This window comes from Streptomyces ochraceiscleroticus (genome assembly GCF_000720485.1).
Lineage (GTDB): Bacteria > Actinomycetota > Actinomycetes > Streptomycetales > Streptomycetaceae > Streptomyces > Streptomyces ochraceiscleroticus.
Genome location: NZ_JOAX01000002.1, coordinates 171806 through 198345 on the forward strand (window position 1 = coordinate 171806; position 26540 = coordinate 198345).

The 26540-nt window shown below is 70.7% G+C and carries 29 protein-coding genes; 24 read left to right on the forward strand and 5 right to left on the reverse strand.

What is annotated here, in order from left to right:
* Window positions 1-26 precede the first annotated feature (26 nt).
* The 11 genes from secY to truA all read left to right on the forward strand — a co-directional run bounded on the left by secY (window position 27) and on the right by truA (window position 7946).
* Window positions 27-1340 carry a preprotein translocase subunit SecY gene (gene secY, locus IG84_RS0102985; protein WP_030262844.1) on the forward strand — a complete coding sequence of 438 codons (1314 nt, stop codon included), beginning with the start codon at window positions 27-29 and terminating at the stop codon, window positions 1338-1340.
* Window positions 1340-1996, forward strand: coding sequence for an adenylate kinase (locus IG84_RS0102990; protein WP_031050959.1), 657 nt, complete (start codon window positions 1340-1342; stop codon window positions 1994-1996). The genes secY and IG84_RS0102990 overlap by 1 nt, the downstream gene beginning before the upstream one ends.
* Window positions 1997-2159: 163 nt before the next feature.
* On the forward strand, window positions 2160-2996 hold the full coding sequence (gene map / locus IG84_RS0102995; RefSeq protein WP_031050963.1) for a type I methionyl aminopeptidase: 837 nt from the start codon (window positions 2160-2162) through the stop codon (window positions 2994-2996).
* A gap of 162 nt (window positions 2997-3158) precedes the next feature.
* Entirely contained in the window at window positions 3159-3380 is a 222-nt protein-coding gene (infA, locus tag IG84_RS0103000; protein WP_030262853.1) for a translation initiation factor IF-1, read from the forward strand.
* 57 nt (window positions 3381-3437) lie between these two features.
* The gene (rpmJ, locus tag IG84_RS0103005) at window positions 3438-3551 is read left to right on the forward strand and encodes a 50S ribosomal protein L36 (protein WP_003956441.1); all 114 of its coding nucleotides are present in this window, start codon (window positions 3438-3440) and stop codon (window positions 3549-3551) included.
* A 199-nt stretch (window positions 3552-3750) separates the two neighbouring features.
* Window positions 3751-4131, forward strand: a complete 381-nt coding sequence (gene rpsM / locus IG84_RS0103010; RefSeq protein ID WP_030262856.1) for a 30S ribosomal protein S13 — start codon at window positions 3751-3753, stop codon at window positions 4129-4131.
* 63 nt (window positions 4132-4194) lie between these two features.
* The gene (gene rpsK / locus IG84_RS0103015) at window positions 4195-4599 is read left to right on the forward strand and encodes a 30S ribosomal protein S11 (protein ID WP_004571845.1); all 405 of its coding nucleotides are present in this window, start codon (window positions 4195-4197) and stop codon (window positions 4597-4599) included.
* Between the two features lie 26 nt (window positions 4600-4625).
* Window positions 4626-5252 (forward strand): 30S ribosomal protein S4, encoded by a 627-nt coding sequence (gene rpsD / locus IG84_RS0103020; RefSeq protein WP_031050966.1) that lies wholly within the window; start codon window positions 4626-4628, stop codon window positions 5250-5252.
* Between the two features lie 106 nt (window positions 5253-5358).
* A complete protein-coding gene (locus tag IG84_RS0103025) occupies window positions 5359-6381 on the forward strand; it encodes a DNA-directed RNA polymerase subunit alpha (RefSeq protein ID WP_003956430.1) in 1023 nt (340 codons plus the stop codon).
* Window positions 6382-6543: 162 nt separating this feature from the next.
* Window positions 6544-7011 carry a 50S ribosomal protein L17 gene (gene rplQ / locus IG84_RS0103030; protein WP_031050968.1) on the forward strand — a complete coding sequence of 156 codons (468 nt, stop codon included), beginning with the start codon at window positions 6544-6546 and terminating at the stop codon, window positions 7009-7011.
* Window positions 7012-7085: 74 nt separating this feature from the next.
* Entirely contained in the window at window positions 7086-7946 is an 861-nt protein-coding gene (truA, locus tag IG84_RS0103035) for a tRNA pseudouridine(38-40) synthase TruA (RefSeq protein WP_031050973.1), read from the forward strand.
* Window positions 7947-8003: 57 nt separating this feature from the next.
* Here truA and IG84_RS0103040 read toward each other — a convergent pair whose 3' ends face one another.
* Window positions 8004-8861 (reverse strand): hypothetical protein, encoded by an 858-nt coding sequence (locus IG84_RS0103040; RefSeq protein WP_031050977.1) that lies wholly within the window; start codon window positions 8859-8861, stop codon window positions 8004-8006.
* A 103-nt stretch (window positions 8862-8964) separates the two neighbouring features.
* On the opposite strand from IG84_RS0103040, the gene IG84_RS0103045 reads away from it, so the two are divergent.
* From IG84_RS0103045 to glmM, 5 genes are all read left to right on the forward strand, one after another.
* Window positions 8965-10584 (forward strand): ABC-F family ATP-binding cassette domain-containing protein, encoded by a 1620-nt coding sequence (locus IG84_RS0103045; protein WP_031050979.1) that lies wholly within the window; start codon window positions 8965-8967, stop codon window positions 10582-10584.
* Window positions 10585-10641: 57 nt separating this feature from the next.
* Window positions 10642-11865: a glycosyltransferase family 87 protein gene (locus IG84_RS0103050; RefSeq protein ID WP_051861317.1), complete on the forward strand. Its 1224-nt coding sequence runs from the start codon at window positions 10642-10644 to the stop codon at window positions 11863-11865.
* A 202-nt stretch (window positions 11866-12067) separates the two neighbouring features.
* Window positions 12068-12511 (forward strand): 50S ribosomal protein L13, encoded by a 444-nt coding sequence (gene rplM, locus IG84_RS0103055; RefSeq protein ID WP_030262884.1) that lies wholly within the window; start codon window positions 12068-12070, stop codon window positions 12509-12511.
* A 43-nt stretch (window positions 12512-12554) separates the two neighbouring features.
* Window positions 12555-13058, forward strand: a complete 504-nt coding sequence (gene rpsI, locus IG84_RS0103060; RefSeq protein WP_030262889.1) for a 30S ribosomal protein S9 — start codon at window positions 12555-12557, stop codon at window positions 13056-13058.
* Window positions 13059-13221: 163 nt separating this feature from the next.
* On the forward strand, window positions 13222-14631 hold the full coding sequence (gene glmM / locus IG84_RS0103065; RefSeq protein ID WP_031050983.1) for a phosphoglucosamine mutase: 1410 nt from the start codon (window positions 13222-13224) through the stop codon (window positions 14629-14631).
* A gap of 2 nt (window positions 14632-14633) precedes the next feature.
* Here the strand turns inward: glmM and IG84_RS0103070 are convergent, their stop codons facing one another.
* Together IG84_RS0103070 and coaA are read right to left on the reverse strand one after the other, a co-directional pair.
* Window positions 14634-15584: a DUF389 domain-containing protein gene (locus IG84_RS0103070; RefSeq protein ID WP_031050984.1), complete on the reverse strand. Its 951-nt coding sequence runs from the start codon at window positions 15582-15584 to the stop codon at window positions 14634-14636.
* A 23-nt stretch (window positions 15585-15607) separates the two neighbouring features.
* Complete coding sequence (coaA, locus tag IG84_RS0103075) at window positions 15608-16597, reverse strand: type I pantothenate kinase (protein WP_031050995.1); 990 nt, start codon at window positions 16595-16597, stop codon at window positions 15608-15610.
* 193 nt (window positions 16598-16790) lie between these two features.
* On the opposite strand from coaA, the gene IG84_RS0103080 reads away from it, so the two are divergent.
* Genes IG84_RS0103080 through IG84_RS0103090 form a run of 3 tightly spaced genes read left to right on the forward strand, consistent with a single transcriptional unit; the run spans window position 16791 to window position 19306 of the window.
* The gene (locus IG84_RS0103080; protein ID WP_031050997.1) at window positions 16791-17045 is read left to right on the forward strand and encodes a hypothetical protein; all 255 of its coding nucleotides are present in this window, start codon (window positions 16791-16793) and stop codon (window positions 17043-17045) included.
* A 48-nt stretch (window positions 17046-17093) separates the two neighbouring features.
* The gene (glmS, locus tag IG84_RS0103085; RefSeq protein WP_031051000.1) at window positions 17094-18941 is read left to right on the forward strand and encodes a glutamine--fructose-6-phosphate transaminase (isomerizing); all 1848 of its coding nucleotides are present in this window, start codon (window positions 17094-17096) and stop codon (window positions 18939-18941) included.
* The gene (locus tag IG84_RS0103090) at window positions 18938-19306 is read left to right on the forward strand and encodes a holo-ACP synthase (protein ID WP_031051003.1); all 369 of its coding nucleotides are present in this window, start codon (window positions 18938-18940) and stop codon (window positions 19304-19306) included. The genes glmS and IG84_RS0103090 overlap by 4 nt, the downstream gene beginning before the upstream one ends.
* 70 nt (window positions 19307-19376) lie before the next feature.
* Here IG84_RS0103090 and IG84_RS0103095 read toward each other — a convergent pair whose 3' ends face one another.
* Window positions 19377-20798, reverse strand: coding sequence for an NAD(P)H-hydrate dehydratase (locus tag IG84_RS0103095; protein WP_031051006.1), 1422 nt, complete (start codon window positions 20796-20798; stop codon window positions 19377-19379).
* 185 nt (window positions 20799-20983) lie between these two features.
* Between IG84_RS0103095 and IG84_RS0103100 the strand changes: the two genes are divergently transcribed.
* From IG84_RS0103100 to IG84_RS37625, 5 genes are all read left to right on the forward strand, one after another.
* Entirely contained in the window at window positions 20984-21955 is a 972-nt protein-coding gene (locus IG84_RS0103100) for a L,D-transpeptidase family protein (RefSeq protein WP_051861319.1), read from the forward strand.
* 80 nt (window positions 21956-22035) lie between these two features.
* Window positions 22036-23214 (forward strand): alanine racemase, encoded by a 1179-nt coding sequence (gene alr, locus IG84_RS0103105; protein ID WP_037799182.1) that lies wholly within the window; start codon window positions 22036-22038, stop codon window positions 23212-23214.
* On the forward strand, window positions 23211-24452 hold the full coding sequence (locus tag IG84_RS0103110) for an alpha/beta fold hydrolase (RefSeq protein WP_031051012.1): 1242 nt from the start codon (window positions 23211-23213) through the stop codon (window positions 24450-24452). The genes alr and IG84_RS0103110 overlap by 4 nt, the downstream gene beginning before the upstream one ends.
* Before the next feature lie 287 nt (window positions 24453-24739).
* Window positions 24740-25258: a tRNA (adenosine(37)-N6)-threonylcarbamoyltransferase complex ATPase subunit type 1 TsaE gene (gene tsaE, locus IG84_RS0103115; RefSeq protein WP_031051014.1), complete on the forward strand. Its 519-nt coding sequence runs from the start codon at window positions 24740-24742 to the stop codon at window positions 25256-25258.
* A gap of 211 nt (window positions 25259-25469) precedes the next feature.
* Window positions 25470-25706, forward strand: coding sequence for a hypothetical protein (locus IG84_RS37625; protein ID WP_037799126.1), 237 nt, complete (start codon window positions 25470-25472; stop codon window positions 25704-25706).
* A gap of 213 nt (window positions 25707-25919) precedes the next feature.
* Here the strand turns inward: IG84_RS37625 and IG84_RS0103125 are convergent, their stop codons facing one another.
* Window positions 25920-26519, reverse strand: coding sequence for a hypothetical protein (locus IG84_RS0103125; RefSeq protein WP_031051016.1), 600 nt, complete (start codon window positions 26517-26519; stop codon window positions 25920-25922).
* Between the last annotated feature and the right edge of the window lie 21 nt (window positions 26520-26540).

Sequence of the window (26540 nt, forward strand, 5' to 3'; positions counted from 1 at the left end):
ACGAGGCGGGGGGCGCAGGAGGCACCGTGCTCACCGCGTTCGCCCGAGCGTTCAAGACGCCCGACCTGCGCAAGAAGCTGCTGTTCACGCTGGGCATCGTGCTGGTCTATCGGCTCGGGGCGCACGTACCGGTTCCAGGAGTGAACTACTCCAACGTCGAAACCTGCATGAAGCAGGCCGGCTCCGGTAGTGGGCTTTTCGGCCTGGTGAACATGTTCAGCGGCGGTGCGCTGCTCAAGATCACACTCTTCGCGCTCGGGATCATGCCGTACATCACGGCGAGCATCATCCTTCAGCTGCTCACCGTGGTGATCCCACGGCTGGAGGCCCTGAAGAAGGAGGGGCAGTCCGGGCAGGCGAAGATCACGCAGTACACCCGGTACCTCACCGTGGCGCTCGCGATCCTGCAGGGCACCGGCCTGGTGGCCACGGCCCGCAGTGGTTCGCTGTTCAGCACCTGCACCCTGCGCAACGAAATCATTCCCGACCCGGCCATCTTCACGACCATCACGATGGTCATCTGCATGACCGCCGGCACCGGCGTCGTCATGTGGCTGGGTGAGCTCATCACGGACCGCGGCATCGGCAACGGCATGTCGATCCTGATGTTCATCTCGATCGCCTCCGGCTTCCCGGCCGCGCTGTGGCAGATCAAGGTCTCCGGCAAGCTCGCCGACGGCTGGATCGAATTCGGCTCCGTGATCGCCATCGGACTCGTGATGATCGCGCTGGTGGTCTTCGTCGAGCAGGCCCAGCGCCGTATCCCCGTGCAGTACGCCAAGCGGATGATCGGGCGTCGTTCGTACGGCGGAACGTCCACCTATATCCCGCTCAAGGTGAATCAGGCAGGTGTGATTCCTGTCATTTTCGCGTCGTCGCTGCTCTACATCCCTGCGCTCATCGCGCAGTTCAGCGGCTCGAAGGCAGGCTGGGCCACGTGGCTTCAGACACACTTCCAGCGTGGAGATGGGCCGGTTTACATCGTTACGTACTTCCTGCTGATCGTGTTCTTCGCCTTCTTCTACGTCGCCATCTCCTTCAACCCCGAAGAAGTTGCCGACAACATGAAGAAGTATGGTGGCTTCATCCCGGGTATCCGGGCTGGTCGCCCGACGGCCGAGTACCTCAGCTACGTGCTCAACCGGATCACGTGGCCGGGCTCGCTGTATCTGGGTCTCATCGCGCTGGTGCCGACGGTGGCGCTGGTGCTGTTCAACGCGGACCAGAACTTCCCGTTCGGCGGGACGAGCATCCTGATCATCGTGGGTGTGGGTCTGGAGACCGTTAAGCAGATCGAGAGCCAGCTTCAGCAGCGTAACTACGAAGGGTTCCTCCGCTGATGCGAATCGTCCTCGTCGGTCCTCCTGGGGCAGGCAAGGGTACGCAGGCTGCGTACCTCGCCGAGAACCTCGCCATCCCGCACATCTCCACGGGTGACCTGTTCCGCGCCAACATCAGCCAGGGCACCGAGCTCGGCAAGCAGGCCAAGGCGTACATGGACGCGGGCAACCTGGTGCCGGACGAGGTCACGATCGGCATGGCCAAGGACCGCATGGAGCAGCCCGACGCCGCGAACGGCTTCCTGCTGGACGGCTTCCCGCGCAACCTCGCGCAGGCCGAGGCGCTGGACGGCATCCTCCAGGACGCCGACCAGAAGCTGGACGCGGTGCTGGACCTGGAGGTCCCGGAGGAAGAGGTCGTCAAGCGCATCTCCGGCCGCCGGATGTGCCGCAAGGACGGCAAGCACATCTTCCACGTCGAGTACAGCCCCTCGAAGACGGACGGCGTCTGCGACATCTGCGGCGGCGAGCTGTACCAGCGCGAGGACGACCGTGAGGACACGGTGCGCAAGCGGCTGGAGGTCTACCACACGGAGACCGAGCCGATCATCGACTACTACAAGGCGCAGGACCTCGTGGTGACCATCCCGGCGCTCGGGAAGGTCGACGAGGTCACGCAGCGCGCGATGGCGGCCCTGGAGCGCGAGGCCGCGTAACAGCGGGAGCACTCTCCGATACGGCCGCGGCGCCCCTGACGGGCACCGCGGCCGTATTGCGTACGGGTACCGTGGTAGCGGCAACCATTAATTGATGAACCACGACGGCGATCGGCCACCTCCGCGAGAGCGGCGGCGGTTTAGCCGCAAAGGAAGGCCCCTGATGGTGGAGATCAAGACCCCGGAGCAGATCGCGAAGATGCGCGAAGCGGGGCTGGTCGTCGCCGCGATTCACGCCGCAACGCGCGAGGCGGCGGTGCCCGGGGCCACCACCAAGGACCTGGACGACGCCGCGCGCAAGGTGCTGGCCGAGCACGGCGCCAAGTCGAACTTCCTCGGGTACGGCGGTTTCCCCGCGACGATCTGCACGTCGGTGAACGACGTGGTCGTGCACGGCATCCCCTCCGCGGACACCGTCCTGCAGGACGGCGACATCATCTCCATCGACTGCGGCGCGATCGTGGACGGCTGGCACGGTGACGCCGCGTACACGGCCTTCGTGGGCTCCGGTCACTCCGCGGAGCTGATCGAGCTGAGCCGGGTGACCGAGGAGTCGATGTGGGCCGGCATCGCCGCGGTCCGCAAGGGCAACCGCCTGGTCGACATCTCCAAGGCCATCGAGGGCTACATCAAGCGCCAGCCGCGTCCGTCCTCCGGCAAGTACGGCATCGTCGAGGACTACGGCGGCCACGGCATCGGATCGCAGATGCACATGGATCCGCACCTGCTGAACTACGTCGACCGCAAGCGCGGCCGCGGCCCGAAGCTGGTCCCCGGCTTCTGCATCGCCATCGAGCCGATGGTCAACCTCGGTACGGCCAAGACCCACGTCCTCGAGGACGACTGGACCGTGAAGTCCAACGACGGCGGCTGGTCCTCGCACTGGGAGCACTCGGTCGCGCTGACCGAGCAGGGGCCCCTGGTCCTGACGGCCTCCGACGGCGGCAAGGCCAAGCTCGCCGAATACGGTATCGAGACTGCTCCCGATCCCCTGGCGTAACGATCTCCGTGGCTGGGCAATAATCGTGGATTCGTCTTTTCGTGTGCACTGACGTAGACTGACGCGTCGGATCTCGTGCATCCGTATGCCTGCGTCCCCGGACGCAAGGATCGGGTGAATTGTACGAGAGCTGATCAAGGTAGCCGATTCGAAGGGCGAAGCGTGGCCAAGAAGCAAGGTGCCATCGAGATCGAGGGCACCGTGATCGAGTCCCTCCCGAACGCGATGTTCAAGGTGGAGCTTCAGAACGGTCACCAGGTCCTCGCGCACATCAGTGGCAAGATGCGGATGCACTACATCCGCATCCTCCCGGATGACCGGGTCGTGGTGGAGCTCTCTCCGTACGACCTGACGCGTGGACGGATCGTCTACCGCTACAAGTAGATCTTGCCGCTGCCCCTCCCGTGGGGCGTACGGCACTGACCCGGAGAACCTCACCCCATGAAGGTCAAGCCGAGCGTCAAGAAGATCTGCGACAAGTGCAAGGTGATCCGCCGCCACGGCCGGGTCATGGTCATCTGCGACAACCTGCGCCACAAGCAGCGCCAGGGCTGACGCACGACCTGCACTTCCGCAGTTCTTCGCGCGACGCAAGCACATACGTACATACGCAGAGCCCGTCGGGCCGTAATGGCTGACGACACCTCCGGCGGGGGCCGGGGACCCAGGACGTACCACTGCTTCTCACACAAGAGCGGTCGGCGACTGGGAGCGGCTCTGTGGCAGACCCCCGAATCAACACAGGAGCCATTCGATGGCACGCGTTTCAGGTGTTGACATCCCGCGCGAAAAGCGCGTGGAGGTCGCCCTCACCTACGTCTTCGGCATCGGCCGCACGCTGGCGAAGCAGACCCTCGCCGCTGCCGGTGTCGACCCGAACACCCGCGTTCGTGACCTTCCCGAAGAGGACCTGGTCAAGATCCGCGAGTACGTGGACGCCAATCTCCAGACCGAGGGTGACCTCCGTCGCGAGATCCAGGCCGACATCCGCCGCAAGGTCGAGATCGGCTGCTACCAGGGCCTGCGCCACCGTCGTGGCCTGCCCGTCCACGGCCAGCGCACCAGCACGAACGCTCGTACCCGCAAGGGCCCGCGTCGCGCGATCGCCGGCAAGAAGAAGCCGGGCAAGAAGTAGTCCTCAGCGGACGCTTATCAGCGGTCTTCGCTGTAGGACCGACCACCTCCACGGGAGTAATGAATGCCTCCGAAGGGCCGTACGGCCGGCGCCAAGAAGGTGCGCCGCAAGGAGAAGAAGAACGTCGCCCACGGGCACGCTCACATCAAGAGCACGTTCAACAACACGATCGTTTCGATCACCGACCCCACCGGCAACGTGATTTCCTGGGCTTCGGCCGGTCACGTGGGCTTCAAGGGTTCGCGCAAGTCGACTCCGTTCGCCGCGCAGATGGCTGCCGAGTCGGCCGCCCGCCGCGCGCAGGAGCACGGCATGCGCAAGGTCGACGTCTTCGTCAAGGGTCCCGGCTCCGGCCGTGAGACCGCGATCCGCTCGCTCCAGGCCACCGGCCTCGAGGTCGGCTCGATCCAGGACGTCACCCCGACCCCGCACAACGGCTGCCGCCCGCCCAAGCGCCGCCGCGTCTGACCAGCTGAAGTAGGAGACACAAGAATATGGCGCGTTACACCGGGGCCGACTGCAAGCGTTGCCGTCGGGAGAAGCAGAAGCTCTTCCTCAAGGGGAGCAAGTGCGAGAGCGCGAAGTGCCCGATCGAGATCCGTCCTTACCCCCCGGGTGAGCACGGTCGCGGGCGCACCAAGGACAGCGAGTACCTGCTGCAGCTTCGTGAGAAGCAGAAGTGCAGCCGTATCTACGGTGTCCTTGAGAAGCAGTTCCTCGGGTACTACAAGGAAGCGAACCAGAAGTCCGGCAAGACCGGTGAGAACCTGCTTCGCATCCTCGAGTCCCGTCTGGACAACGTGGTCTACCGTGCGGGCTTCGCGAAGTCCCGCGACCACGCCCGTCAGCTGGTCCGTCACGGCCACATCAACGTGAACGGCCGCAAGACCGACATCCCGTCGGCCCGCGTGTCCGTGAACGACATCATCGAGGTCCGCGAGAAGTCTCGGAACATGACCCCCTTCCAGGTGGCTCAGGCCGAGGCCGGCGAGAAGACCGTTCCCGCGTGGCTCGAGGCCATCCCCTCGAAGCTGCGGGTCCTCGTGCACTCGCTGCCCGAGCGCCAGGTGATCGACACCCAGGTGCAGGAGCAGCTGATCGTCGAGCTCTACTCCAAGTAAGAGCTTGCGGTCGCGGGCGGTACGGCACTTTTGGGCCGTACCGCCCGTACCCTTGTAGTACAGCGGGCGTCAAATAGCGGGCGTCCTCGACTGAAGGATCAAAAACATGCTGATCGCTCAGCGTCCCTCGTTGACCGAAGAGGTCGTCGACGAGTACCGCTCCCGGTTCGTGATCGAGCCGCTGGAGCCGGGCTTCGGTTACACCCTCGGCAACTCCCTGCGTCGTACGCTCCTCTCCTCGATCCCGGGTGCGGCGGTCACGTCCATCCGCATCGACGGTGTCCTGCACGAGTTCACCACCGTGCCGGGCGTCAAGGAGGACGTCACCGACCTCATCCTGAACATCAAGCAGCTGGTCGTCTCCTCGGAGCACGACGAGCCGGTCGTGATGTACCTGCGCAAGCAGGGCCCGGGTCTGGTCACCGCTGCCGACATCGCGCCCCCGGCCGGTGTCGAGGTGCACAACCCCGACCTGGTCCTCGCCACGCTGAACGGCAAGGGCAAGCTGGAGATGGAGCTGACCGTCGAGCGCGGTCGCGGCTACGTCTCCGCGGTGCAGAACAAGCAGGTGGGCCAGGAGATCGGCCGTATCCCGGTCGACTCGATCTACAGCCCCGTGCTCAAGGTCACCTACAAGGTCGAGGCGACCCGAGTCGAGCAGCGCACCGACTTCGACAAGCTGATCGTCGACGTCGAGACCAAGCAGGCCATGCGCCCGCGTGACGCCATGGCGTCCGCCGGTAAGACCCTGGTCGAGCTGTTCGGTCTGGCGCGCGAGCTCAACATCGACGCCGAGGGCATCGACATGGGCCCGTCCCCCACGGACGCCGCCCTGGCCGCCGACCTGGCGCTGCCGATCGAGGAGCTGGAGCTCACCGTTCGGTCGTACAACTGCCTCAAGCGCGAGGGCATCCACTCCGTTGGTGAGCTCGTCGCCCGCTCCGAGGCCGACCTGCTCGACATCCGCAACTTCGGTGCGAAGTCGATCGACGAGGTCAAGGCGAAGCTGGCCGGCATGGGCCTGGCGCTCAAGGACAGCCCGCCCGGATTCGACCCGACCGCCGCCGCGGACGCCTTTGGCGCCGACGACGACGCGGACGCGGGCTTCGTCGAGACCGAGCAGTACTAAGAGCTCGGGCCTAACGGCCTGATTTTGACTGCCGGCCCGCTGTGGCTGGTCGCGCAGTTCCCCGCGCCCCTTCGGGGGCGCGGGTCTCCGACGGGCGACCGCCCGCTCGGATACTGACCCCGGTACCTGATACGGCTGGGGCAGACACAGAGGAGAAACACCATGCCGCGTCCCGCCAAGGGTGCCCGTCTGGGCGGCAGCGCCGCGCACGAGCGTCTGCTGCTCGCGAACCTCGCGAAGTCGCTGTTCGAGCACGGCCGCATCACCACGACCGAGGCCAAGGCCCGCCGCCTGCGCCCCGTCGCGGAGAAGCTGATCACCAAGGCGAAGAAGGGCGACATCCACAACCGTCGTCTGGTGCTGGCCACGATCACGGACAAGAGCATCGTGCACACGCTGTTCACCGAGATCGCCCCGCGCTACGCCGAGCGTCCGGGTGGCTACACCCGTATCACCAAGATCGGCAACCGCCGTGGCGACAACGCCCCGATGGCCGTCATCGAGCTGGTCGAGGGCGAGATCGCCAAGAAGGCCACCGTCGACGAGGCCGAGGCCGCGACGAAGCGCGCGGTGAAGGAGGCCGACGAGGCCGCCGCCGCCGAGTCGGCCGAGGAGTCCAAGGACGCCTGAGCCTGATCGAGGCTGTTGAACGGGCCCGTTCCCCTCTGGGGGAGCGGGCCCGTTCCGCTTGAGAGGATGGTCCCGTGAGCGAGGACAACGACGGGCCGGCGCCCGGGCATGTACGGGTGCGGCTGGATCTTTCCTATGACGGGAAGGACTTCTCGGGGTGGGCCAAGCAGCGGGAGCGGCGGACGGTCCAGCAGGAGATCGAGGACGCGCTGCGGACCGTGACGCGGTCGCAGCGGACGTACGAGCTGACCGTGGCGGGGCGCACGGACGCGGGCGTGCACGCGCGCGGCCAGGTGGCCCATGTCGACCTGCCGCAGGAGCTGTGGGCCGAGCACGGTGACAAGCTGCGGCGGCGGCTCGCCGGGCGGCTGCCGAAGGACGTACGGATCTGGCGGGTGGCCGAGGCCCCGGCCGGGTTCAACGCGCGGTTCTCGGCGATCTGGCGCCGGTACGCGTACCGGGTCACCGACCACCCCGGCGGCGTCGACCCGCTGCTGCGCGGGCACGTGCTGTGGCACGACTGGGACCTGGACGTCGCGGCGATGAACGAGGCGTCGCAGCCGCTGCTGGGCGAGCACGACTTCGCGGCGTACTGCAAGCGGCGCGAGGGCGCGACGACCATTCGTACGCTCCAGGAGCTGAGCTGGGAGCGGGACACGGACGGGATCATCACGGCGACCGTGCGGGCGGACGCGTTCTGCCACAACATGGTGCGGTCGCTGGTGGGCGCGCTGCTGTTCGTCGGCGACGGGCACCGGCCCGTGGAGTGGCCGGGCAAGGTGCTCGCGGCGGGCGTGCGGGACTCGGCGGTGCACGTCGTACGGCCGCACGGGCTGACCCTGGAGGAGGTCGGCTACCCGGCCGACGAGCTGCTCGCGGCCCGCAACAAGGAAGCGCGGAACAAGCGGACCCTGCCGGGCGCGGGCTGCTGCTGAGCGCGGCGCGGGGCGCGGGCGGGGTGCGCGTGGGGTGCGCGCCCCGCCCGCGGCGGCTCAGTTCTTCTGCTGCTGCTGTTGCTTCTTCGCCACCGCGTCGGCCTGGTCGCGGCCGTGCTGCATGATCCGGTTCCAGGCGTACGCGGCGCCGTCCCGGCTCGCCTGCAGGGCCTGGGTCTCGCTGGTGGTGACGGCCTTGCCGTTGAGGTAGCCGGCGATCGTGAAGTACGCGTACCGGCCGGCCGCGTTCGCCGAGGTACGGCAGGCGGTGGCCTGGCAGAACGGGGCGACCTTGCCGCCGGCGAGCGCGGCGAGGTTGGGCTTGTACTCGTTCTTGACCGCGGTGGCCGCCGCCTTCGTGTCGAAGCGGGCGATGCCGACCGTGACCGCGATGCCGTCGCGGGAGAAGGTGGCGCGCAGCAGCTTCTCGCAGCCGTGCTTGTTCAGGACCGCGCCGAGGCCGCCCTGCGCGACGCTCGCGCAGCTTCCGGTGGCGCTGGTGGTGGCCTTCGGGTAGGCGCGGCCGCCGGCCGTCAACTGCTTCTCGGGGAAGAGCGAGGCGGTGGTGAGCGGCGCGGTGTCCTTCTTGGCGTCGGTGATGTAGTCCACCGGGTCCGGCGGCGGGGGGACATTGACGTCGGAGAAGGTCGGCTTGGGCTCGGCCTTCTCGCCGGGGAGCTTCTCGGGCGAGGGCAGCGCCGAGGGTTTGTTGCTGCCGCCATTGCTGCTGATCACGGCGGTGGCGACGATGCCGGCCACCGCGAGGGTGGCCAGGACGCCGCCGCCGATCATCAGCAGCCGCTTGCGCTTTCCGCTCGCCTCGCTCTGCTCCGCCAGCGCGTTCCAGTCCGGTGTGGACGGAGCGGACGGACCCGATCCCCCGGGGCCGTACGGCCCCCCTTGCCCAAAGCTCATGGCGCGCATCCTAGTGCTCACCCGTGACATGGCGGGGGCCGGTGCCGGGCGGCCCGGTAAACCCGTTTGGCCCATGAGCGGTACGGGCCCGACAATTCCCCGCATGGGACATGTGGAAGCCGGACACCTGGAGTACTACCTGCCCGATGGGCGGGTCCTGCTGGGGGACGTGTCCTTCCGCGTGGGGGAAGGCGCCACCGTCGCGCTGGTCGGGGCGAACGGCGCGGGCAAGACGACGCTGCTGAAGCTGATCGCGGGGGAGCTGCAGCCGCACGGCGGCGCGGTGACGGTCAGCGGCGGGCTCGGGGTGATGCCGCAGTTCGTGGGCTCGGTGCGGGACGACCGGACGGTGCGGGACCTGCTGGTGTCGGTGTCCCAGCCGCGGCTGCGGGCGGCGGCGAAGGCCGTGGACGAGGCCGAGCACGCAGTCATGACGGTCGACGACGAGGCCGCGCAGATGGCGTACGCGCAGGCGCTGAGCGACTGGGCCGAGGCGCGCGGCTACGAGGCCGAGACGGTCTGGGACATGTGCACGATGGCCGCGCTGGGCGTCCCGTACGAGAAGGCGCAGTGGCGGCAGGTGCGCACGCTCTCCGGCGGCGAGCAGAAGCGGCTGGTCCTGGAGTCGCTGCTGCGCGGCACGGACGAGGTGCTGCTGCTGGACGAGCCGGACAACTATCTGGACGTGCCGGGGAAGCGGTGGCTGGAGGAGCGGCTGCGCGAGACCAAGAAGACGGTCCTGTTCGTCAGCCACGACCGGGAGCTGCTGGCCCGCTCCGCGGAGAAGATCGTCAGCGTCGAGCCGGGCCCGGCGGGCAGCGACGTGTGGGTGCACGGCGGCGGCTTCGGCACGTACCACGAGGCGCGCAAGGAGCGGTTCGCGCGCTTCGAGGAGCTGCGACGGCGCTGGGACGAGAAGCACGAGCAGCTCAAGAAGCTGGTCCGCAATCTCCGGCAGGCCGCGGAGAACAGCCACGAGATGGCCTCGCGCTATCACGCGGCCCAGACGCGGCTGAAGAAGTTCGAGGAGGCCGGGCCGCCGCCGGAGCCGCCGCGCGAGCAGGACATCACGATGCGGCTGCACGGCGGCCGGACCGGTGTCCGGGCGGTGACCTGCGAGAACCTTGAGCTGACGGGCCTGATGAAGCCCTTCTCGCTGGAGATCTTCTACGGCGAGCGGGTCGCGGTCCTCGGCTCGAACGGCTCCGGCAAGTCGCACTTCTTGCGGCTGCTGGCCGGCGAGGACGTCTCGCATACGGGTGCCTGGAAGCTCGGCGCCCGCGTCGTTCCCGGGCACTTCGCCCAGACCCACGCCCACCCGGAGCTGGAGGGCCGCACCCTCCTCGACATCCTGTGGGAGGAGCACGCCAGGGACCGCGGCAAGGCGATGAGCGCCCTGCGCCGGTACGAACTGAGCCGCCAGGCCGAGCAGCGCTTCGACCGCCTCTCCGGCGGCCAGCAGGCCCGCTTCCAGATTCTTCTTTTGGAGCTGGGAGGCACCACCGCCCTCCTCCTGGACGAGCCGACCGACAACCTCGACCTGGAGTCGGCGGAGGCGTTGCAGGAGGGGTTGGAGGCGTACGAGGGGACGGTGCTGGCCGTGACGCACGACCGGTGGTTCGCGCGGTCCTTCGACCGGTACCTGGTCTTCGGGTCGGACGGGCGGGTGCGGGAGACGTCCGAGCCGGTGTGGGACGAGATGGGGGTCCCCCCTGCTCCTTAAGAGCTTGGGGGAGTGTCGAGCGGGAGCGGTAGCGCGGCGGGCTTCTAGCCTGGCCGCATGGTGGCGGACGTAGCGGATGTAACGGGTGAAGCGGGGCGATCGCCGCATGCGGCGTGGCTGCTGCGGCCCGCTTCCTGGCCGCTGCGGGCCGTGGCCGCCGGGCTGATGGCCGTCGTGGTCTGGGCGACCGTACGGCGCGGTGGCCACCTCGGGATGGACAACGCCTTCGCCGTGCGCGCGGCGCGTGCCCTGCTGGACGGCGGGGCGCCCTACGCCGACAAGCGGTTCCTGTATCTGCCGGGGGCGGTCCTCGCGGCCGTCCCCGAGGCGCTGCTGCCGCAGGGCTGGATGGCCTGGCTCGTACCGGCCGCCGGCGTCGGACTCGTCCTGCTGGGCTGGTGGCTGAGTCTGCGGATCTTCGGGGTCGCGGCGGGCAGCAGGCTCGCCGTGCTGGCGGTGGCCGCGCTGCCGTTCTTCCAGCCGTTCCGCAATCTCGTCACGCTCGGGAACTGGACGCTGGCCTCCGTGGTGGCGCTGCCCCTCGTGTTGCTGCTGGCCCGCCGGGAGCGGTGGACGGCGGCCGGCGCGGTCCTCGGCCTGGCGCTGGCGGTCAAGCCGATGCTCGTGCCCGTCCTGCTGCTCTTCGTCTTCGCACGGCGGTGGCGGGCGCTGGCCGTGGCGATCGGCGTGCCGCTCCTGGTGTCCCTGCTCGCCGCGCTCGTGATGCCGCGGCCCGGGATGTTCCTCACCCGCACGCTGCCCTTCCTGCTGCGCGGGCAGGACGTCTTCGCGCGGCCGTACGACGCCTCGCTCGGCGCGGTCCTGGCCCGGCTCGGCCTGCCGGACCCGGTGGCCTTCGGGGTGGCCGTGCTCGCGGCCGCTGCCGGGGTGGCCTGTGCGTATCTGCGCTGGCGGCGCGGGGACGCGGGGCCGCTGCGGCTCGTCGAGACGGCCGCGATGCTGCTGCTCGCCGCCTTCCTCGTCTCCCGCCCGTCCTTCGACCACTACCTGCTGGTCGTGCTCGGTCCGCTGCTGGCGTCCGCCGCCGTACCGGGCGCCGCGCCCCGTACCGTGTGGTTCTGGATCGCCCTCGTACCGCAGGTCGCCGGCCTCGACTGGCCGTACCTGGAGGACATCAGGCGGCGGGCCTTCAAGGACGCGGCGATGCTGTGGACGCTGACCGCCGTGCTGGCGTGCGTTTGCCTGGGCCGCGGGGGCGGCCGGCCGGACCGCCGGGGGAGCGATGGCGGGGATCGCACCCCCGTACGGGGCGCGTTTTGACCCGCCTGGGGGAGGCCCGGTATTCTGCCAGTTCGTTATGCGTATTGGCTTGCTCTATCTCACGTGAGGGGCCCTTACGCCGGTCCACCGGGCCGATGGCCGACGGCAGGCAATGGGTTGCGTCACCCGGAGCCGCCCGTGTCGGCGTATCGACCGAGGTGACCCTGTACAGGTCCCATCACTTAGAAGCGAAGGCTAAAACGTGCGTACGTTCAGCCCCAAGCCCGGCGATGTCCAGCGCCAGTGGCACATCATTGACGCGCAGGACGTTGTCCTGGGCCGTCTGGCGACTCAGGCTGCTTCCCTCCTGCGGGGCAAGCACAAGCCGGTCTACGCCCCTCACGTCGACACCGGTGACTTCGTCATCATCATCAACGCCGACAAGGTGCACCTGTCCGGCAACAAGCGGTCGCAGAAGATGGCGTACCGCCACTCCGGCTTCCCGGGTGGTCTGCGCTCCGTCCGCTACGACGAGCTGCTCGACAAGAACCCCGAGAAGGCTGTCGAGAAGGCCATCAAGGGCATGCTCCCGAAGAACACCCTGGGCCGCCAGATGCTCTCGAAGCTGAAGGTCTACGCGGGCGCCGAGCACCCGCACGCTGCTCAGCAGCCGGTCCCGTTCGAGATCACCCAGGTCGCGCAGTAAGTCCGGCCACACCCCCTAAGACGAAGAGAATCTGAGGAGCATCGTGGCTGAGACCACCGCCGAGACCCCGCTCGAGGTCGAGGAGTACACCACCGAGACCGAGGCGCCGCTGGAGGGTGAGTACACCTCCGAGTCCCTCGCCTCCCGCTTCGGTGACCCGCAGCCGGCCGCCGGCCTGGGCCGCCGCAAGAACGCCATCGCCCGCGTCCGGATCATCCCGGGCACCGGCCAGTGGAAGATCAACGGCCGCACCCTCGAGGGCTACTTCCCGAACAAGGTGCACCAGCAGGAAGTCAACGAGCCCTTCAAGGTGCTCGAGCTCGACAACCGCTACGACGTGGTCGCCCGCATCTCCGGTGGCGGCATCTCCGGCCAGGCCGGCGCGCTGCGCCTGGGCGTGGCCCGTGCGCTGAACGAGGCGGACGTCGAGAACAACCGCGGCCCGCTGAAGAAGGCCGGCTTCCTGAAGCGCGACGACCGTGCGGTCGAGCGCAAGAAGTCCGGTCTGAAGAAGGCCCGTAAGGCGCCGCAGTACAGCAAGCGCTAATCACGCTCGCTGCCTCGTGTGCAGCTTTCGCGCTTCGTGCGCAGCTTGGCGAACGCCCCGGGGGCACTTTCCGTGCCGCCGGGGCGTTCGGCTATCCGGGACCAGATAGGCGTATACCTGGACATAAGTATCTGGTCCAAGCTCATGAACTCGGAGGACACCAGTGGGACGACTCTTCGGCACGGACGGGGTGCGCGGCGTCGCCAATGCGGATCTGACGGCAGAGCTCGCGCTCGGGCTGTCGGTCGCGGCGGCGCATGTGCTGATGGAGGAGCCGGGGCGAAGCCCCGTCCAGCTGGGGCGGCGGTCGGGTGGCGGGCGGGACGGCACCTTTGAAGACCACCGGCCGGTGGCCGTGGTCGGGCGCGATCCGCGGGCCTCGGGGGAGTTCCTGGAGTCCGCCGTGGTGGCGGGGCTGGCCAGCGCGGGCGTGGACGTGCTGCGGGTGGGCGTGCTGCCGACCCCGGCGGTGGCGTACCTCACCGGCGCGCTCGGCGCGGACCTGGGCGTGATGCTCTCCGCGAGCCACAACCCGATGCCCGACAACGGCATCAAGTTCTTCGCGCGCGGCGGGCACAAGCTCGCCGACGAGCTGGAGGACCGGATCGAGAGCATGTACCGCGGGCACGCCGCCGGTGAGCCGTGGGAGCGGCCGACCGGCTCGGGCGTGGGCCGGGTCAAGGACTACGCCGAGGGCTTCGACAACTACGTCGCGCATCTGGTCGGCGTGCTGCCGAACCGCCTGGACGGCCTCAAGGTCGTCATCGACGGCGCGCACGGCGCGGCCGCGCGGGTCTCCCCGGAGGCGTTCGCGCGGGCCGGCGCCGAGGTCGTCACGATCGGCACCGACCCCGACGGCCTGAACATCAACGACGGCTGCGGCTCCACGCACCTGGAGAAGCTGCGCGCCGCGGTCGTCGAGCACGGCGCCGATCTGGGTGTCGCGCACGACGGCGACGCGGACCGCTGCCTGGCCGTGGACGCGGCGGGCAACGAGGTCGACGGCGACCAGATCCTCGCCGTCCTCGCGCTGGGCATGCGCGACGCGGGCACGCTGCGGCAGAACACCGTCGTCGCCACGGTCATGTCCAACCTGGGCTTCAAGCTGGCGCTGGAGCGCGAGGGCATCGAGCTGGTGCGCACCGCGGTCGGCGACCGGTACGTCCTGGAGGAGATGAAGGCCCAGGGCTTCGCGCTGGGCGGCGAGCAGTCCGGGCACGTCATCGTGCTGGACCACGCCACGACCGGCGACGGCACGCTGACCGGCCTGATGCTGGCGGCGCGGGTCGCCGCGACGGGCCGCTCGCTGGCCGAGCTGGCGGGCGTCATGGAGCGGCTGCCGCAGGTCCTCATCAACGTCCCCGACGTGGACAAGTCCCGCGTGGCCACCTCCGCCGAGCTGTCGGCCGCGGTGACCGACGCGGAGCGCGAGCTCGGCGCGACCGGCCGGGTACTGCTGCGCTCCTCCGGTACGGAGCCGCTGGTCCGCGTCATGGTGGAGGCGGCCGACCTGGAGCAGGCGAAGGCCGTGGCCGGCCGGCTGGCCGATGTGGTGAAGTCCGCGCTGGGCTGAGGTCAGCCCTCGCGTACGGCGGCACGCTCGCGCCCGCGCTGGCGCGCCCAGAGGGACTTCTGGGCGACCAGCGTGAGCGTGCCCGCCAGGACGATCCCCGCAAGGTTGACCAGGAGCTGGCTGCTGGAGCCCCACGTCTGGTCGTAGTCGCCGTAGATGAAGGCGACCGCCGCGTTGGACGCGGCGGGGACCGTCGTCACCGAGATCGCGACGCCGACCAGCGCGCCGGACTTGGACGAGGTCAGCGAGAGCGTGCCGGCGATGCCGGCGAGGAACGCGACCACGAAGGACATCAGGTCCGGCTGCCAGATGAAGGACGTGTTCGGGCGCGCGCCCTCCGCCTGCTTCGAGGTGAACAGGCCCACCGCGTCCATGAAGTACGAGAAGCCGACGGTCAGCACCATCGCGACCGCGAACCCGCCGATCAGCGCCACCAGTGAGCGCCAGGCGAGCCGCGGCGCGCGCTGGACCACCGCCGTGCAGATCCCGGCCAGCGGCCCGAACTCCGGGCCGACCGCCATCGCGCCCACGATGAGGATCGCGTTGTCCAGTACGACACCGCACGCCGCGATCATCGTCGCCAGCGTCAGGAACGCGATGTAGGTGATGGTGAGCGTCGACTCCTCGTGCGTGGCGTCGCTGAGCTGCTCCCACAGGACCGCGTCCGCGCCCTCGCCCGGCGCGTCCTCCTCGGCCTTCACCGCGCGCTTGGACAGCGAGAGGTCGATGTGCTCGACGGCGATCGACCCGCAGTCATCGATGCCGCGCTCGCGCAGTTCGCGCAGCACCCCGTCGCCGGCCTCGCGCGCCACATCGCAGGTGATCACGTCCCCGGCGGGGCTGCGGGCCGCGCCGGCCAGTACCACCAGATGGGCGGTGCCGACCGTCTTCTCCAGCAGCGCCACCACCTCGTCCGTACGGTCCGCCGGGACGATGAGTCGCAGATGCAGCACAGCAGAGTCCTCGAAGTTCTCGTTCAGAGTTTGCGCAGCGACAGGCGCTGCACCTTGTGGTCGGGTCCCTTGCGGAGCACGAGGTTCGCGCGGCCGCGGGTGGGGGCCACATTCTGCTGCAGATTGGGCTTGTTGATGGTGCGCCAGTTCATGCGTGCGTACTCCAGCGCCTCTTCCTCCGAGACCTGCGCGTACTTGCGGAAGTACGAGAACGGGTTCTGGAACGCGGTCTCGCGCAGCTTGCGGAACCGGCCGAGGTACCACTGCTCGATGTCCTCGGTGCGGGCGTCCACGTACACCGAGAAGTCGAAGAAGTCGGCGAGGCCGAGCCGGGTGCGGCCGTCCTTGCCGGGCAGCGCGGGCTGCAGCACGTTCAGGCCCTCGACGATGAGGATGTCGGGGCGGTGCACGGTCAGCCGCTCGCCGGGCACGATGTCGTAGATCAGGTGGGAGTAGACCGGCGCGCTGACCTCGGCCTTGCCCGACTTCACGTCCGCGACGAAGCGGGTCAGGGCGCGCCGGTCGTAGGACTCGGGGAAGCCCTTGCGGGACATCAGGCCGCGCCGGTGCAGCTCGGCGTTGGGCAGCAGGAAGCCGTCGGTGGTCACCAGCTCGACGCGCGGGTGGTCGGGCCAGCGGGCCAGCAGTGCCTGCAGGAGGCGGGCCGTGGTGGACTTGCCGACCGCGACGCTGCCCGCCACGCCGATCACGAACGGCGTGCCCTCCTGGGCGCCGTGCCCCTTCTGGTCGCCCAGGAAGGTGTTCAGCGCGCCGCGGAGGTTGCTGGTGGCACCGAAGTAGAGGTTCAGGAGCCGGGAGAGCGGCAGGTAGACGTCGCGTACCTCGTCCAGGTCGATGACGTCGCCCAGGCCGCGCAGCCGCTCGACCTCTTCGGCGCTCAGCGGGAGCGGGGTCTTCTCGCGCAGGGCGCTCCACTCCGCGCGGGTCATGTCGACGTACGGCGTGGCGTCGGCGCGGCGTCGTTGCTGCGGCTGCTCTGTCGTCATGGGCACGTCGCCCATTGTCCGCAGCCGGCCGCCGCCGCTCATCCCGGGGTGGCGTTGCGGGGCAACCCGAACGGCCTCGAAGACATCCTCTTGGGTGGCGGAATACCGCATGTCTATACCAATCAGGTTTTCCTCGGTAGCGTCCGGCGGTGGGGGAGCGCGTCAATTTCTGCGTCGCGAGAAATGGGGGGTGGGCACGGTGACACGCCTGCTCGATTACGTACGGCAGCGGCAGAAGAGAGCCGGTGCGGGGGAGACCAGAGTTCCGGAACAGGGCGGGCACGCCGGCCTCGTCCAGAGCGAACTGGCCGCCGAACTGCCCGACGAGGACCTGGGGGAGGAGCTGGACGACTGTCTGGTCCTCTATGAGATGGGCAGCAAGCCTCGCTGTGAGGAGGTGGAATTCCTCGAACTGGTCCAGGAGGCCATCGACCGGATCGAGGGCGGGCATTGACCCGTATGGGACCCGGGTATTGATCTCCGCGCGCCGTAGGCTGCCTTCATGTGCGGAATCGTGGGATACGTGGGCGGGCAGTCGGCCCTTGACGTCGTACTGGCCGGACTGAAGCGGCTGGAGTACCGCGGCTACGACTCGGCGGGGGTCGCGGTGCTGGCCGACGGCGGTCTGGCGGCGGCGAAGAAGGCCGGCAAGCTCGCCAACCTGGACAAGGAACTGGCGGCGCGCCCGCTCCCGGCCGGCAGCACGGGCATCGGGCACACCCGGTGGGCCACCCACGGCGGACCCACCGACGCCAACGCCCATCCCCACCTGGACAACGCCGGGCGGGTCTCGGTCGTGCACAACGGCATCATCGAGAACTTCGCCGCGCTGCGCGCCGAACTGACCGACCGCGGCCACGAGCTGGCCTCCGAGACGGACACCGAGGTGGTCGCGCACCTCCTGGCCGAGTCCTTCTCCTCCTGTGGCGACCTCGCCGAATCGATGCGGCAGGTCTGCCGCCGGCTGGAGGGCGCCTTCACCCTCGTCGCGGTGCACGCCGACGCGCCGGACGTGGTGGTCGGCGCGCGCCGGAACTCCCCGCTGGTCGTCGGCCTCGGCGACGACGAGGCGTTCCTCGCCTCCGACGTGGCCGCCTTCATCGCGCACACCCGGGAGGCCGTCGAGCTGGGCCAGGACCAGGTCGTCGAGGTGCGCCGGAACGGCGTCCAGGTCACCGACTTCGAGGGCCGCCCGGCCGAGGTGCGCCCGTACCACGTCGACTGGGACGCCTCGGCCGCCGAGAAGGGCGGTTACGACTACTTCATGCTCAAGGAGATCGCCGAGCAGCCGAAGGCGGTCGCGGACACCCTGCTGGGCCGGATCGGCACGGACGGGCGGCTGTCGCTGGACGAGGTGCGCATCCCGGACGCGGTGCTGCGGGAGGCGCAGAAGGTCGTCATCGTGGCGTGCGGTACGGCGTTCCACGCCGGGCTGATCGCCAAGTACGCCATCGAGCACTGGACGCGCATCCCGTGCGAGGTGGAGCTGGCGAGCGAGTTCCGCTACCGCGACCCGATCCTGGACCACCGCACGCTGGTCATCGCCATCTCCCAGTCCGGCGAGACCATGGACACCCTGATGGCGCTGCGGCACGCCCGCGAGCAGGGCGCGAAGGTGCTCGCCATCTGCAACACCAACGGCTCGACGATTCCGCGCGAGTCCGACGCGGTGCTCTACACGCACGCCGGGCCCGAGGTCGCCGTCGCCTCCACGAAGGCGTTCCTCACCCAGCTCGTCGCCTGCTACCTGGTCGCGCTGTACCTGGGGCAGGTGCGCGGTACGAAGTGGGGCGACGAGATCCAGGCCGTGGTGAAGGAGCTGGCCGAGATCGGCACCCAGGTGGAGGAAGTACTGGGCACGATGGAGCCGGTACGGGAGCTGGCCCGCGGCCTCGCCGGCAAGAACACCGTGCTCTTCCTCGGGCGCCATGTGGGCCACCCGGTGGCCCTGGAGGGCGCGCTGAAGCTCAAGGAGCTGGCGTACATGCACGCCGAGGGCTTCGCGGCGGGCGAGCTGAAGCACGGGCCGATCGCGCTGATCGAGGAGGATCTGCCGGTGGTGGTGATCGTGCCGTCGCCGCGCGGGCGCTCCGTCCTGCACGACAAGATCGTCTCCAACATCCAGGAGATCCGGGCCCGCGGCGCCCGCACCATCGTCATCGCCGAGGAGGGCGACGAGACGGTCGTGCCGTACGCCGACCACCTCGTGCGCATTCCGGTGACGCCGACGCTGCTGCAGCCGCTGGTGGCCACCGTGCCGCTGCAGGTCTTCGCCTGCGAGCTGGCCACGGCCCGCGGCAACGAGGTCGACCAGCCGCGCAACCTCGCCAAGTCGGTGACCGTCGAATGATCATCGGAGTCGGCATTGACGTCGCCGAGATCGACCGGTTCGCCGCGGCGCTGGAGCGCACGCCCCAGATGCTGGACCGGCTCTTCGTCGACAGCGAGCGGTATCTGCCCGGCGGCGAGCCGCGCGGCGTCGCCTCCCTCGCGGCCCGGTTCGCCGCGAAGGAGGCGCTGGCCAAGGCGCTGGGCGCGCCGCGCGGCCTGCACTGGACGGACGCCGAGGTGTACGTCGAGGAGAGCGGGCAGCCCCGGCTGCGGGTGTGGGGCACGGTGGCCGCGGCCGCGCAGGAGCGGGGCGTCCGCTCCTGGCACGTCTCGCTCAGCCATGACGCGGGGGTGGCTTCGGCGGTGGTGATCGCGGAAGGGTAGCCGAAAAATCAAGCCCGTCCGGCGATTGAGGACACGCCCGGAGGGCGTCTGGGGGCAGCCCTCCGGTAGCTCAGTCCGCCAGCGAGTGCCACGTTCCAGGCAACGCCGCCGCCACGTCGCAGGCGGTCAGCGGGACGGCTTTTTCCGCGGCTCGCCGGGCCGCCAGGCCATGCAGATACGCGCCCGCCGACGCCGCGTCCAGCGGCGCGAGCCCGGTGGCCAGCAGTGAACCGGCCAGGCCCGAGAGCACGTCGCCGCTGCCGGCCGTGGCCAGCCAGCCGGTGCCGGTGGGATTGACGCGGACGGCGGCCCCCTCGGGATCGGCGATCAGCGTCGAGGAGCCCTTGAGCAGCACCGTCGCGCCGTACCGGGAGGCAAGTTCCCGTACGGCGTGCAGCCGGGCCGACTCCACCTCCTCGCGTGCCGCGCCCAGCAGGGCCGCGGCCTCGCCGGCGTGCGGGGTGAGCAGCGTCGGCGCCGTACGGGCCCGCAGCCGCGCCGGGTCCAGGTAGCGCAGCCCGTCGGCGTCCACGAGTACCGGCACGTCGGAGGCCAGCACGTCCGCCATCGCCGCCTCGTTGTCGCCCAGCCCGGGGCCGATCACCCACGCCTGTACGCGGCCCGCCTTCGAGGGCGGCCCGGCGTGCACCAGCGTCTCCGGGTGCGCGGCGATCACCGCGTCGCCGCCGGGACCCACGTACCGGACCGCGCCCGCGCCACCGCGCAGCGCGCCCGACACCGAGAGCACCGCGGCTCCGGGATAGCGCGCCGAGCCCGCCACCACGCCGACCACACCGCGCCGGTACTTGTCGCTGTCCGCCGCCGGGACGGGCAGCAGCGCCGCCACGTCGGCGTGCTGCAGTGCCGTCACGTCCGCCTCGTCCGGCAGGTCCAGGCCGATGTCCACCAGCCGCAGCGCGCCCACGTACTCGCGCGCCGGATCGATGAGCAGCCCCGGCTTGTACGCGCCGAACGTCACCGTCGCGTCCGCCCGTACGGCCGTCCCGTCCACCTCACCGGTGTCCGCGTTCACCCCGCTCGGGAGGTCCACCGCCAGGACGGTGCGGGCGCGCGCCGCCTCGGCCAGCTCCGCCGCCTCCGGGCGCAGGCCGCCCTTGCCGCCGATGCCCACGATGCCGTCCACGACGAGGTCCGCGCGGCCGATGTCGGCCCGCGGGTCCGCCGACACCCGGCCGCCCGCCGCCCGGAGGGCCGCCAGACCGCCCTGGTGCGCCCGCTCCGGGGTCAGCAGCACCGCGCGCACCCCGGCGCCCCGGCGGGCCAGCCGGGCGCCCGCGTACAGCGCGTCACCGCCGTTGTCGCCGCTGCCCACCAGCAGCACCACCCGCGACCCGTACACCCGCCCCAGAAGGTCCGCGCAGGCCACCGCGAGGCCCGCGGCGGCCCGCTGCATCAGGGCGCCGTCCGGCAGCCGCGCCATCAGGTCCCGCTCCGCCGCCCGCACTTTCTCCACGCTGTAAGCAGTCCTCATGCCCCCAGTCTCACCCGGTGGGGCGCGGCGCCGCCCGCCCGGTGCGGCGCGCCCCGCAGGCGGCCGTGCGCACCCCGGCGCCGTGCGCACGGCCCGCACCTCCGCCCGGCCGAAAATCCCGCCCGCCAGGGCGAACCTGCCCGCCGGCGCGGGGCGTACGGCCCCGGCCACGGCACACGTACTTCATGAACCGTTACTTCTCCGCCCTGCTGGCCACGGCCACCGGCACCGTCACCCTGCTGGGCGTCGCGGTTGCCCCCGGGACCGCCGCCGATGACCCCGGGCCGCAGCAGTCGCACGTCTACACCGTGTCCGAGCTCGTCCCCGGCATGCCCAATGACGGGCAGCCGAAGGACACGCCCGACCAGACGTACGAGTCGAAGCCGCCGGTCACCGGCGCCGCGGGCAGGCCGGCGCCCGCGCCGCCCGGCATTCCGGAGGCCGACGACCCCCGCGCCGACACCGGTGACGCGGCCGTGGAGTACGTGCCGCCCGCCGAGGTCACGCGCGCCCCGGAGAGCGCCCAGGCCAAGCCGGCGGCCCCGGCCTGCACCACCTCCACCGGCCCCTTCCAGAAGCAGGTGGAGCGGTACCTGAAGCGGCCGGTGGACGGCAAGCAGTCGCCCGCTGACTGCAAGGCCGTCGCCGCCTTCCAGAAGAAGGAGAACATCAGCCCGGCCAACGGCTTCACCGGCCCGGCCACCTGGGGCACCATCCGGCTCCTGGACGCCAAGGCCGACCCGAACAAGGAGGGCCGCTGCCCGGTGCCCCGCATGCGCAAGCAGGGCGAGCACTGGGCGCCCCGGGTGGCCTGCGTCGACCTGCCGCGCCAGATCATGTGGGTACAGAACCACGACGAGGTGATCTTCGGCCCCGTGGCGATCCGCAGCGGCCGGGCCGGCTACCCGACCCGCACCGGCACGCACAAGGTCTACTGGCGGAACCGCCACCACCACTCCACGATCTACAACTCCCCGATGCCGTACTCCCAGTTCTTCGACGGCGGCCAGGCGTTCCACGGGATCTCCGGCAACATCTACAGCCCGCCCGGATCGTACGGCTGCGTGAACATGCGGCAGCCGCACGCCGCGAAGCTGTGGAACACCCTCAGAAACGGCGACAGCGTCTTCGTCTGGGGCCGCAAACCGGCCGAGTGAGCTGTCTCCAGGCGGCCGCGAAACCCCTCGGTGCGGCGGTCGGAGGGGCCCCGCCCGCCGCACCTGAGACACTGATGACGATGAACGAGAGAGCACTGCGCGCCCGCGCCACCATCGACCTCGACGCACTGAGGTCGAACGTGCGTGCCCTGAAGGCGCACGCTCCCGGTGCCCGGCTGATGGCCGTGGTGAAGTCCGACGGCTACGGCCACGGCGCGCTGCAGTGCGCCGCAGCGGCCCGCGAGGCCGGCGCCGAGTGGCTGGGCACCGCGCTCCCCGAGGAGGCGTTCCAGCTCCGCGAGGCGGGCGACACCGGCCGCCTCATGGCGTGGCTGTGGACGCCGGGCGGCCCGTGGCGGAAGGCCGTCATGCTGGACATCGACGTGTCCGTGAGCGGCATGTGGGCGCTGCACGAGGTCTCCCACGCCGCGCACGCCACCGGCCGCACCGCCCGGGTCCAGCTCAAGATCGACACGGGTCTGGGGCGCAACGGCTGCCAGCCGGCCGAATGGGCCGAGCTCACCGCGGCCGCCCGGGACGCCGAGCGGGACGGCCTGATCAAGGTCACCGGCGTCTGGTCGCACTTCGCGTGCGCCGACGAGCCCGGCCACCCCTCGATCGCCGCCCAGCTCGCCGTCTTCCGCGACGCGCTCGCGACGGCGGAGGCGGCGGGGCTGACGCCCGAGGTCCGGCACATCTGCAACACCCCGGGCCTGCTCACCCTCCCCGACGCACACTTCGACCTGGTACGCGCCGGTATCGGCAGCTACGGCATCTCGCCCAGCCCCGAGGTCGGCACGCCCGCCGACTTCGGGCTGCGGCCGGTCATGACGCTCTCCGCCTCGCTGGCCTCGGTCAAGCACGTACCGGGCGGCCACGGCGTCTCGTACGGACACCACTACACGACGCCCGGCGACACCACCCTCGCGCTGGTCCCGCTGGGCTACGCCGACGGCGTCCCGCGGCACGCCTCCGGCGTCGGCCCGGTGCTGGTCGCCGGCAAATGGCGGACGATCGCCGGCCGGGTCGCGATGGACCAGTTCGTGGTGGACCTGGGCGGGGAATCAGCCACAGTGGGAGACGAGGCGGTGCTCTTCGGGCCGGGCGACCGGGGCGAGCCGACGGCCGAGGACTGGGCGCAGGCCACGGGAACCATCGCGTACGAGATCGTCACGCGGATCGGGAGCCGGGTACCACGCGTCTATGTCTCCGAGCACGGAAATGTCCCTGAGCACGACAGAACGGGGGACGGGACATGAGTGAGGGAACACAGGGGGTACCGGACGTGGCCGTGGCCGCGGCCGGAGCGGCGGAGACCGTGAGCAGCTGGGCCCGCGCGGGCCGGCACGCGAGCATCGCGGGCGCCGCGATCGGCGTGGTCGCCGCGGGCGCGGCCGCCGGGGTGGCGCTGGAGCGGCTGACGGTCGGCCGGAGCGTGCGCCGCAGGGCGCGGATGGCGCTGGACTCGTCCGGTCCGTACGGGTCGCTGCGCGGCACACCGGGCACGGCGTACGCGGCGGACGGCACCGCGCTGTACTACGAGGTCGACGAGGTCGACGACCGGCCGGACGGCGAGCCCCAGGGGGCCCGCCGCAAGCGCCTGCTGGGGGCCCTGGGGCGACGCTCCGCGGCCCCCACGGTCGTCTTCTGCCACGGATACTGCCTGACCCAGGACGCCTGGCACTTCCAGCGGGCCGCGCTGCGCGGCAGAGTCCGTACGGTCCACTGGGACCAGCGCAGCCACGGCCGCTCGGCCCGCGGCCACGCACAGATCGAGGGCACCGATCCGGTCACCATCGACATGCTCGGCCGGGACCTGAAGGCGGTACTGGACGCCGCGGTCCCGGAGGGGCCGATCGTGCTGGTCGGGCACTCCATGGGCGGCATGACGGTGATGGCGCTCGCGGACCAGTTCCCGGAGTACGTCGCCGAGCGCGTGGTGGGCGTCGGCCTGATCGGCACGTCGGCCGGCCGGCTGAGCGAGGTCGCCTTCGGGCTGCCGTCGCTGGGCGTGAAGGCGTTCCACCGCTTCGCGCCCGGCGTGCTGAAGGCACTGGGCGCGCAGAGCGAGCTGGTCGAGAAGGGCCGCCGGGCCACCGCCGACCTCTTCGCGGGCCTGGTGAAGCGGTACTCCTTCGGTGCGCCGAAGGACGTCGACCCCGGCGTCGCCCGCTTCGCCGAACGCCTCATCGAAGCGACGCCCATCGACGTCGTCGCGGAGTTCTTCCCGGCGTTCGCGGTGCACGACAAGACGGGGGCGCTGGCGGCGTACAACGGCGTACCGGCGCTCGTCCTGGCCGGCGACTGCGACCTGATCACGCCGCCCGAGCACAGCCGCACGATCGGCGAACTGCTCCCGGCCGCGGAGTTGATCTGCGTGCCGGACGGTGGCCACCTGGTCATGCTGGAATACCCGGAACTGGTCAACGACCACCTGACATCCCTGGTGGAACGCGCAGCAACAGAGGCGCGTAGCTGGCGACCGGCCCGGGCCTGAGGGCCGAGCCGCACGGCTGACGCTGCGCTTACGGGGGCGGCCCGCGCGGCGCTTACGGGGGCGGCGGGGGCGGCCCGCGCGGCGCTTATGGGAACGGCGGGGGCGGCCCGCGCTGCGCTTCCCGGAGGCGGCCCACGCTGCGCTTACTGGTGCAGCCCCGTATCCCCCCACCTCGGGGGTTACCCAAGGGTGGGGGCGCGTGCACGCGGCCGTGGGGCGGTGCACCCGAAAGAGGGCCCCGGCCACCGTGGCGCGTGTGGGGGGCGGGGGCTCGTACCATCGGCGGCATGAGCACCGTCGATGCCCTTACACAGGTAACCGTCAAGACTCCGGACCGGATGCAGGAGCTGGGCCGCCGGCTCGCGGGTCTCTTGCGCCCGGGTGACCTGGTGCTGCTGAGCGGTGAGCTCGGCGCGGGCAAGACGACGCTGACCCGGGGCCTGGGCGAGGGCCTGGGCGTGCGGGGCGCCGTCACCTCGCCGACCTTCGTCATCGCCCGGGTGCACCCCTCCCTGCATGTCGGCCCGCCGCTGGTGCACGTCGACGCGTACCGGCTCGGCGGCGGCCTGGACGAGATGGAGGACCTCGACCTCGACGTTTCGCTGCCGGAGTCGGTGGTGGTCGTGGAGTGGGGCGAGGGCAAGGTCGAGGAGCTGTCCGAGGACCGGCTGCACGTGGTCATCGCGCGCACCGTGGGCGCGGATGCGGCCGCGAGCGACGCCGAGGACGACGTCCGCGAGGTCACCGTCACCGGCGTGGGCGAGCGCTGGGCGGGCTGCGACCTGAGCCTGCTGCAGGAGGTCTGACAGGAGAGCGGGGCAGGAGGTCGGACAGGAGCTCCGGGAGGCGCCGGGGCGCGGCCGGGCGGGTCCTGCCCGGTCCGCGGCGTCCGTAGTTTCCGACAAGCCGTCGGGAAGATGTTGCGCCGGCGGTGCCGGGCGTGGTCACATGGAAGGAGAGAGCCGGTTAGGTCTACCTAACCATGCCCGCTCGCCCCAGGATTCCCGGGAGGCATCCATGTCGGCCCACCAGTCCCTCGCCGCGGCGGCCCGTCGCGACGACAGCGAACCGTCTCCGTTCCGGCGCGAGGACGGCCCCGGGCCGACCATGAACGAGCTCCTGGCGTCCTGTGCCGCCGCCACCGCGGTCTCCACGCCGCCGGACGCCCCGGAGGCACCGGCCACCGCCGAGGACCGCACCGAGCCCGCGACCGAGGACACCCACCTGCCGAGCAGCGGCCGCGACGCCGCGTAGGACGGCACAGGGGGCACCCCGGTCACCGCACAGGGACTCCCCGGTCGCCGCGCAGGGGCACACCGGTCACACAACGGCACCCCAGAGGCCCGCGTCCACGCGCGCTCCAGGAGCCGTCCACCGGCGGCCACGACGACCCGTAGTCCGTACGAGTGATTCGTCAGCCCGCGTCCGTCCGCTGCGCCGTACGGGTGCGGGCGATCCGCGTGCGCGCTACGGAACGACGACGACCTTCTTGCCGATCGTCGCGAACTTCCACATCGCCGCGCCGTCGGCCCGCTTCTCGCGGATGCCGCCCGTCTTCTGCTTCTGCTGCTTCTGCTGCGTGCCCGGCTGCGGCATCGAGCCGTCGACGGCCGCGCTGAAGCCGACCACGACGTTGTCGACCGTCGCGAACCGCACGACATTCTCGATCGGAATGCCGTCGGAACCGGTCACGCTCGCGGAGCGCGTGGTCACCGTGTACGCCCCCGGCGCCGGGCTGACCGTGCTCGGCACGACCTCGTACGTCCGCAGGACCTGGTCCTTCGGGCCGACCAGCCACACCCGCCGGGCGTCCAGCGCGTACACCACCCGCTGGCCCGAGCCGGAGTGCGCCGGTACCGCGGTCTCCCGCCGCTGCTTCTCCTTCGCCGACTCCTTGGGCGCGGGGTGCCCCGACGGCGCGGGCGAGACCGCCGCGCCGCCCTTGGCCGCGCGGACCGGCTCCAGCGGGCCGGTGGCGTCCGCCGACGCCTGGAAGGCCAGGAAGCCGACCGCGGCCAGCGCGGCCACAGTGAGAGCCGTCACGATCGAGCTGCTCCTAGCGGCCACCGCCGTGCCACCTTTCCGTAC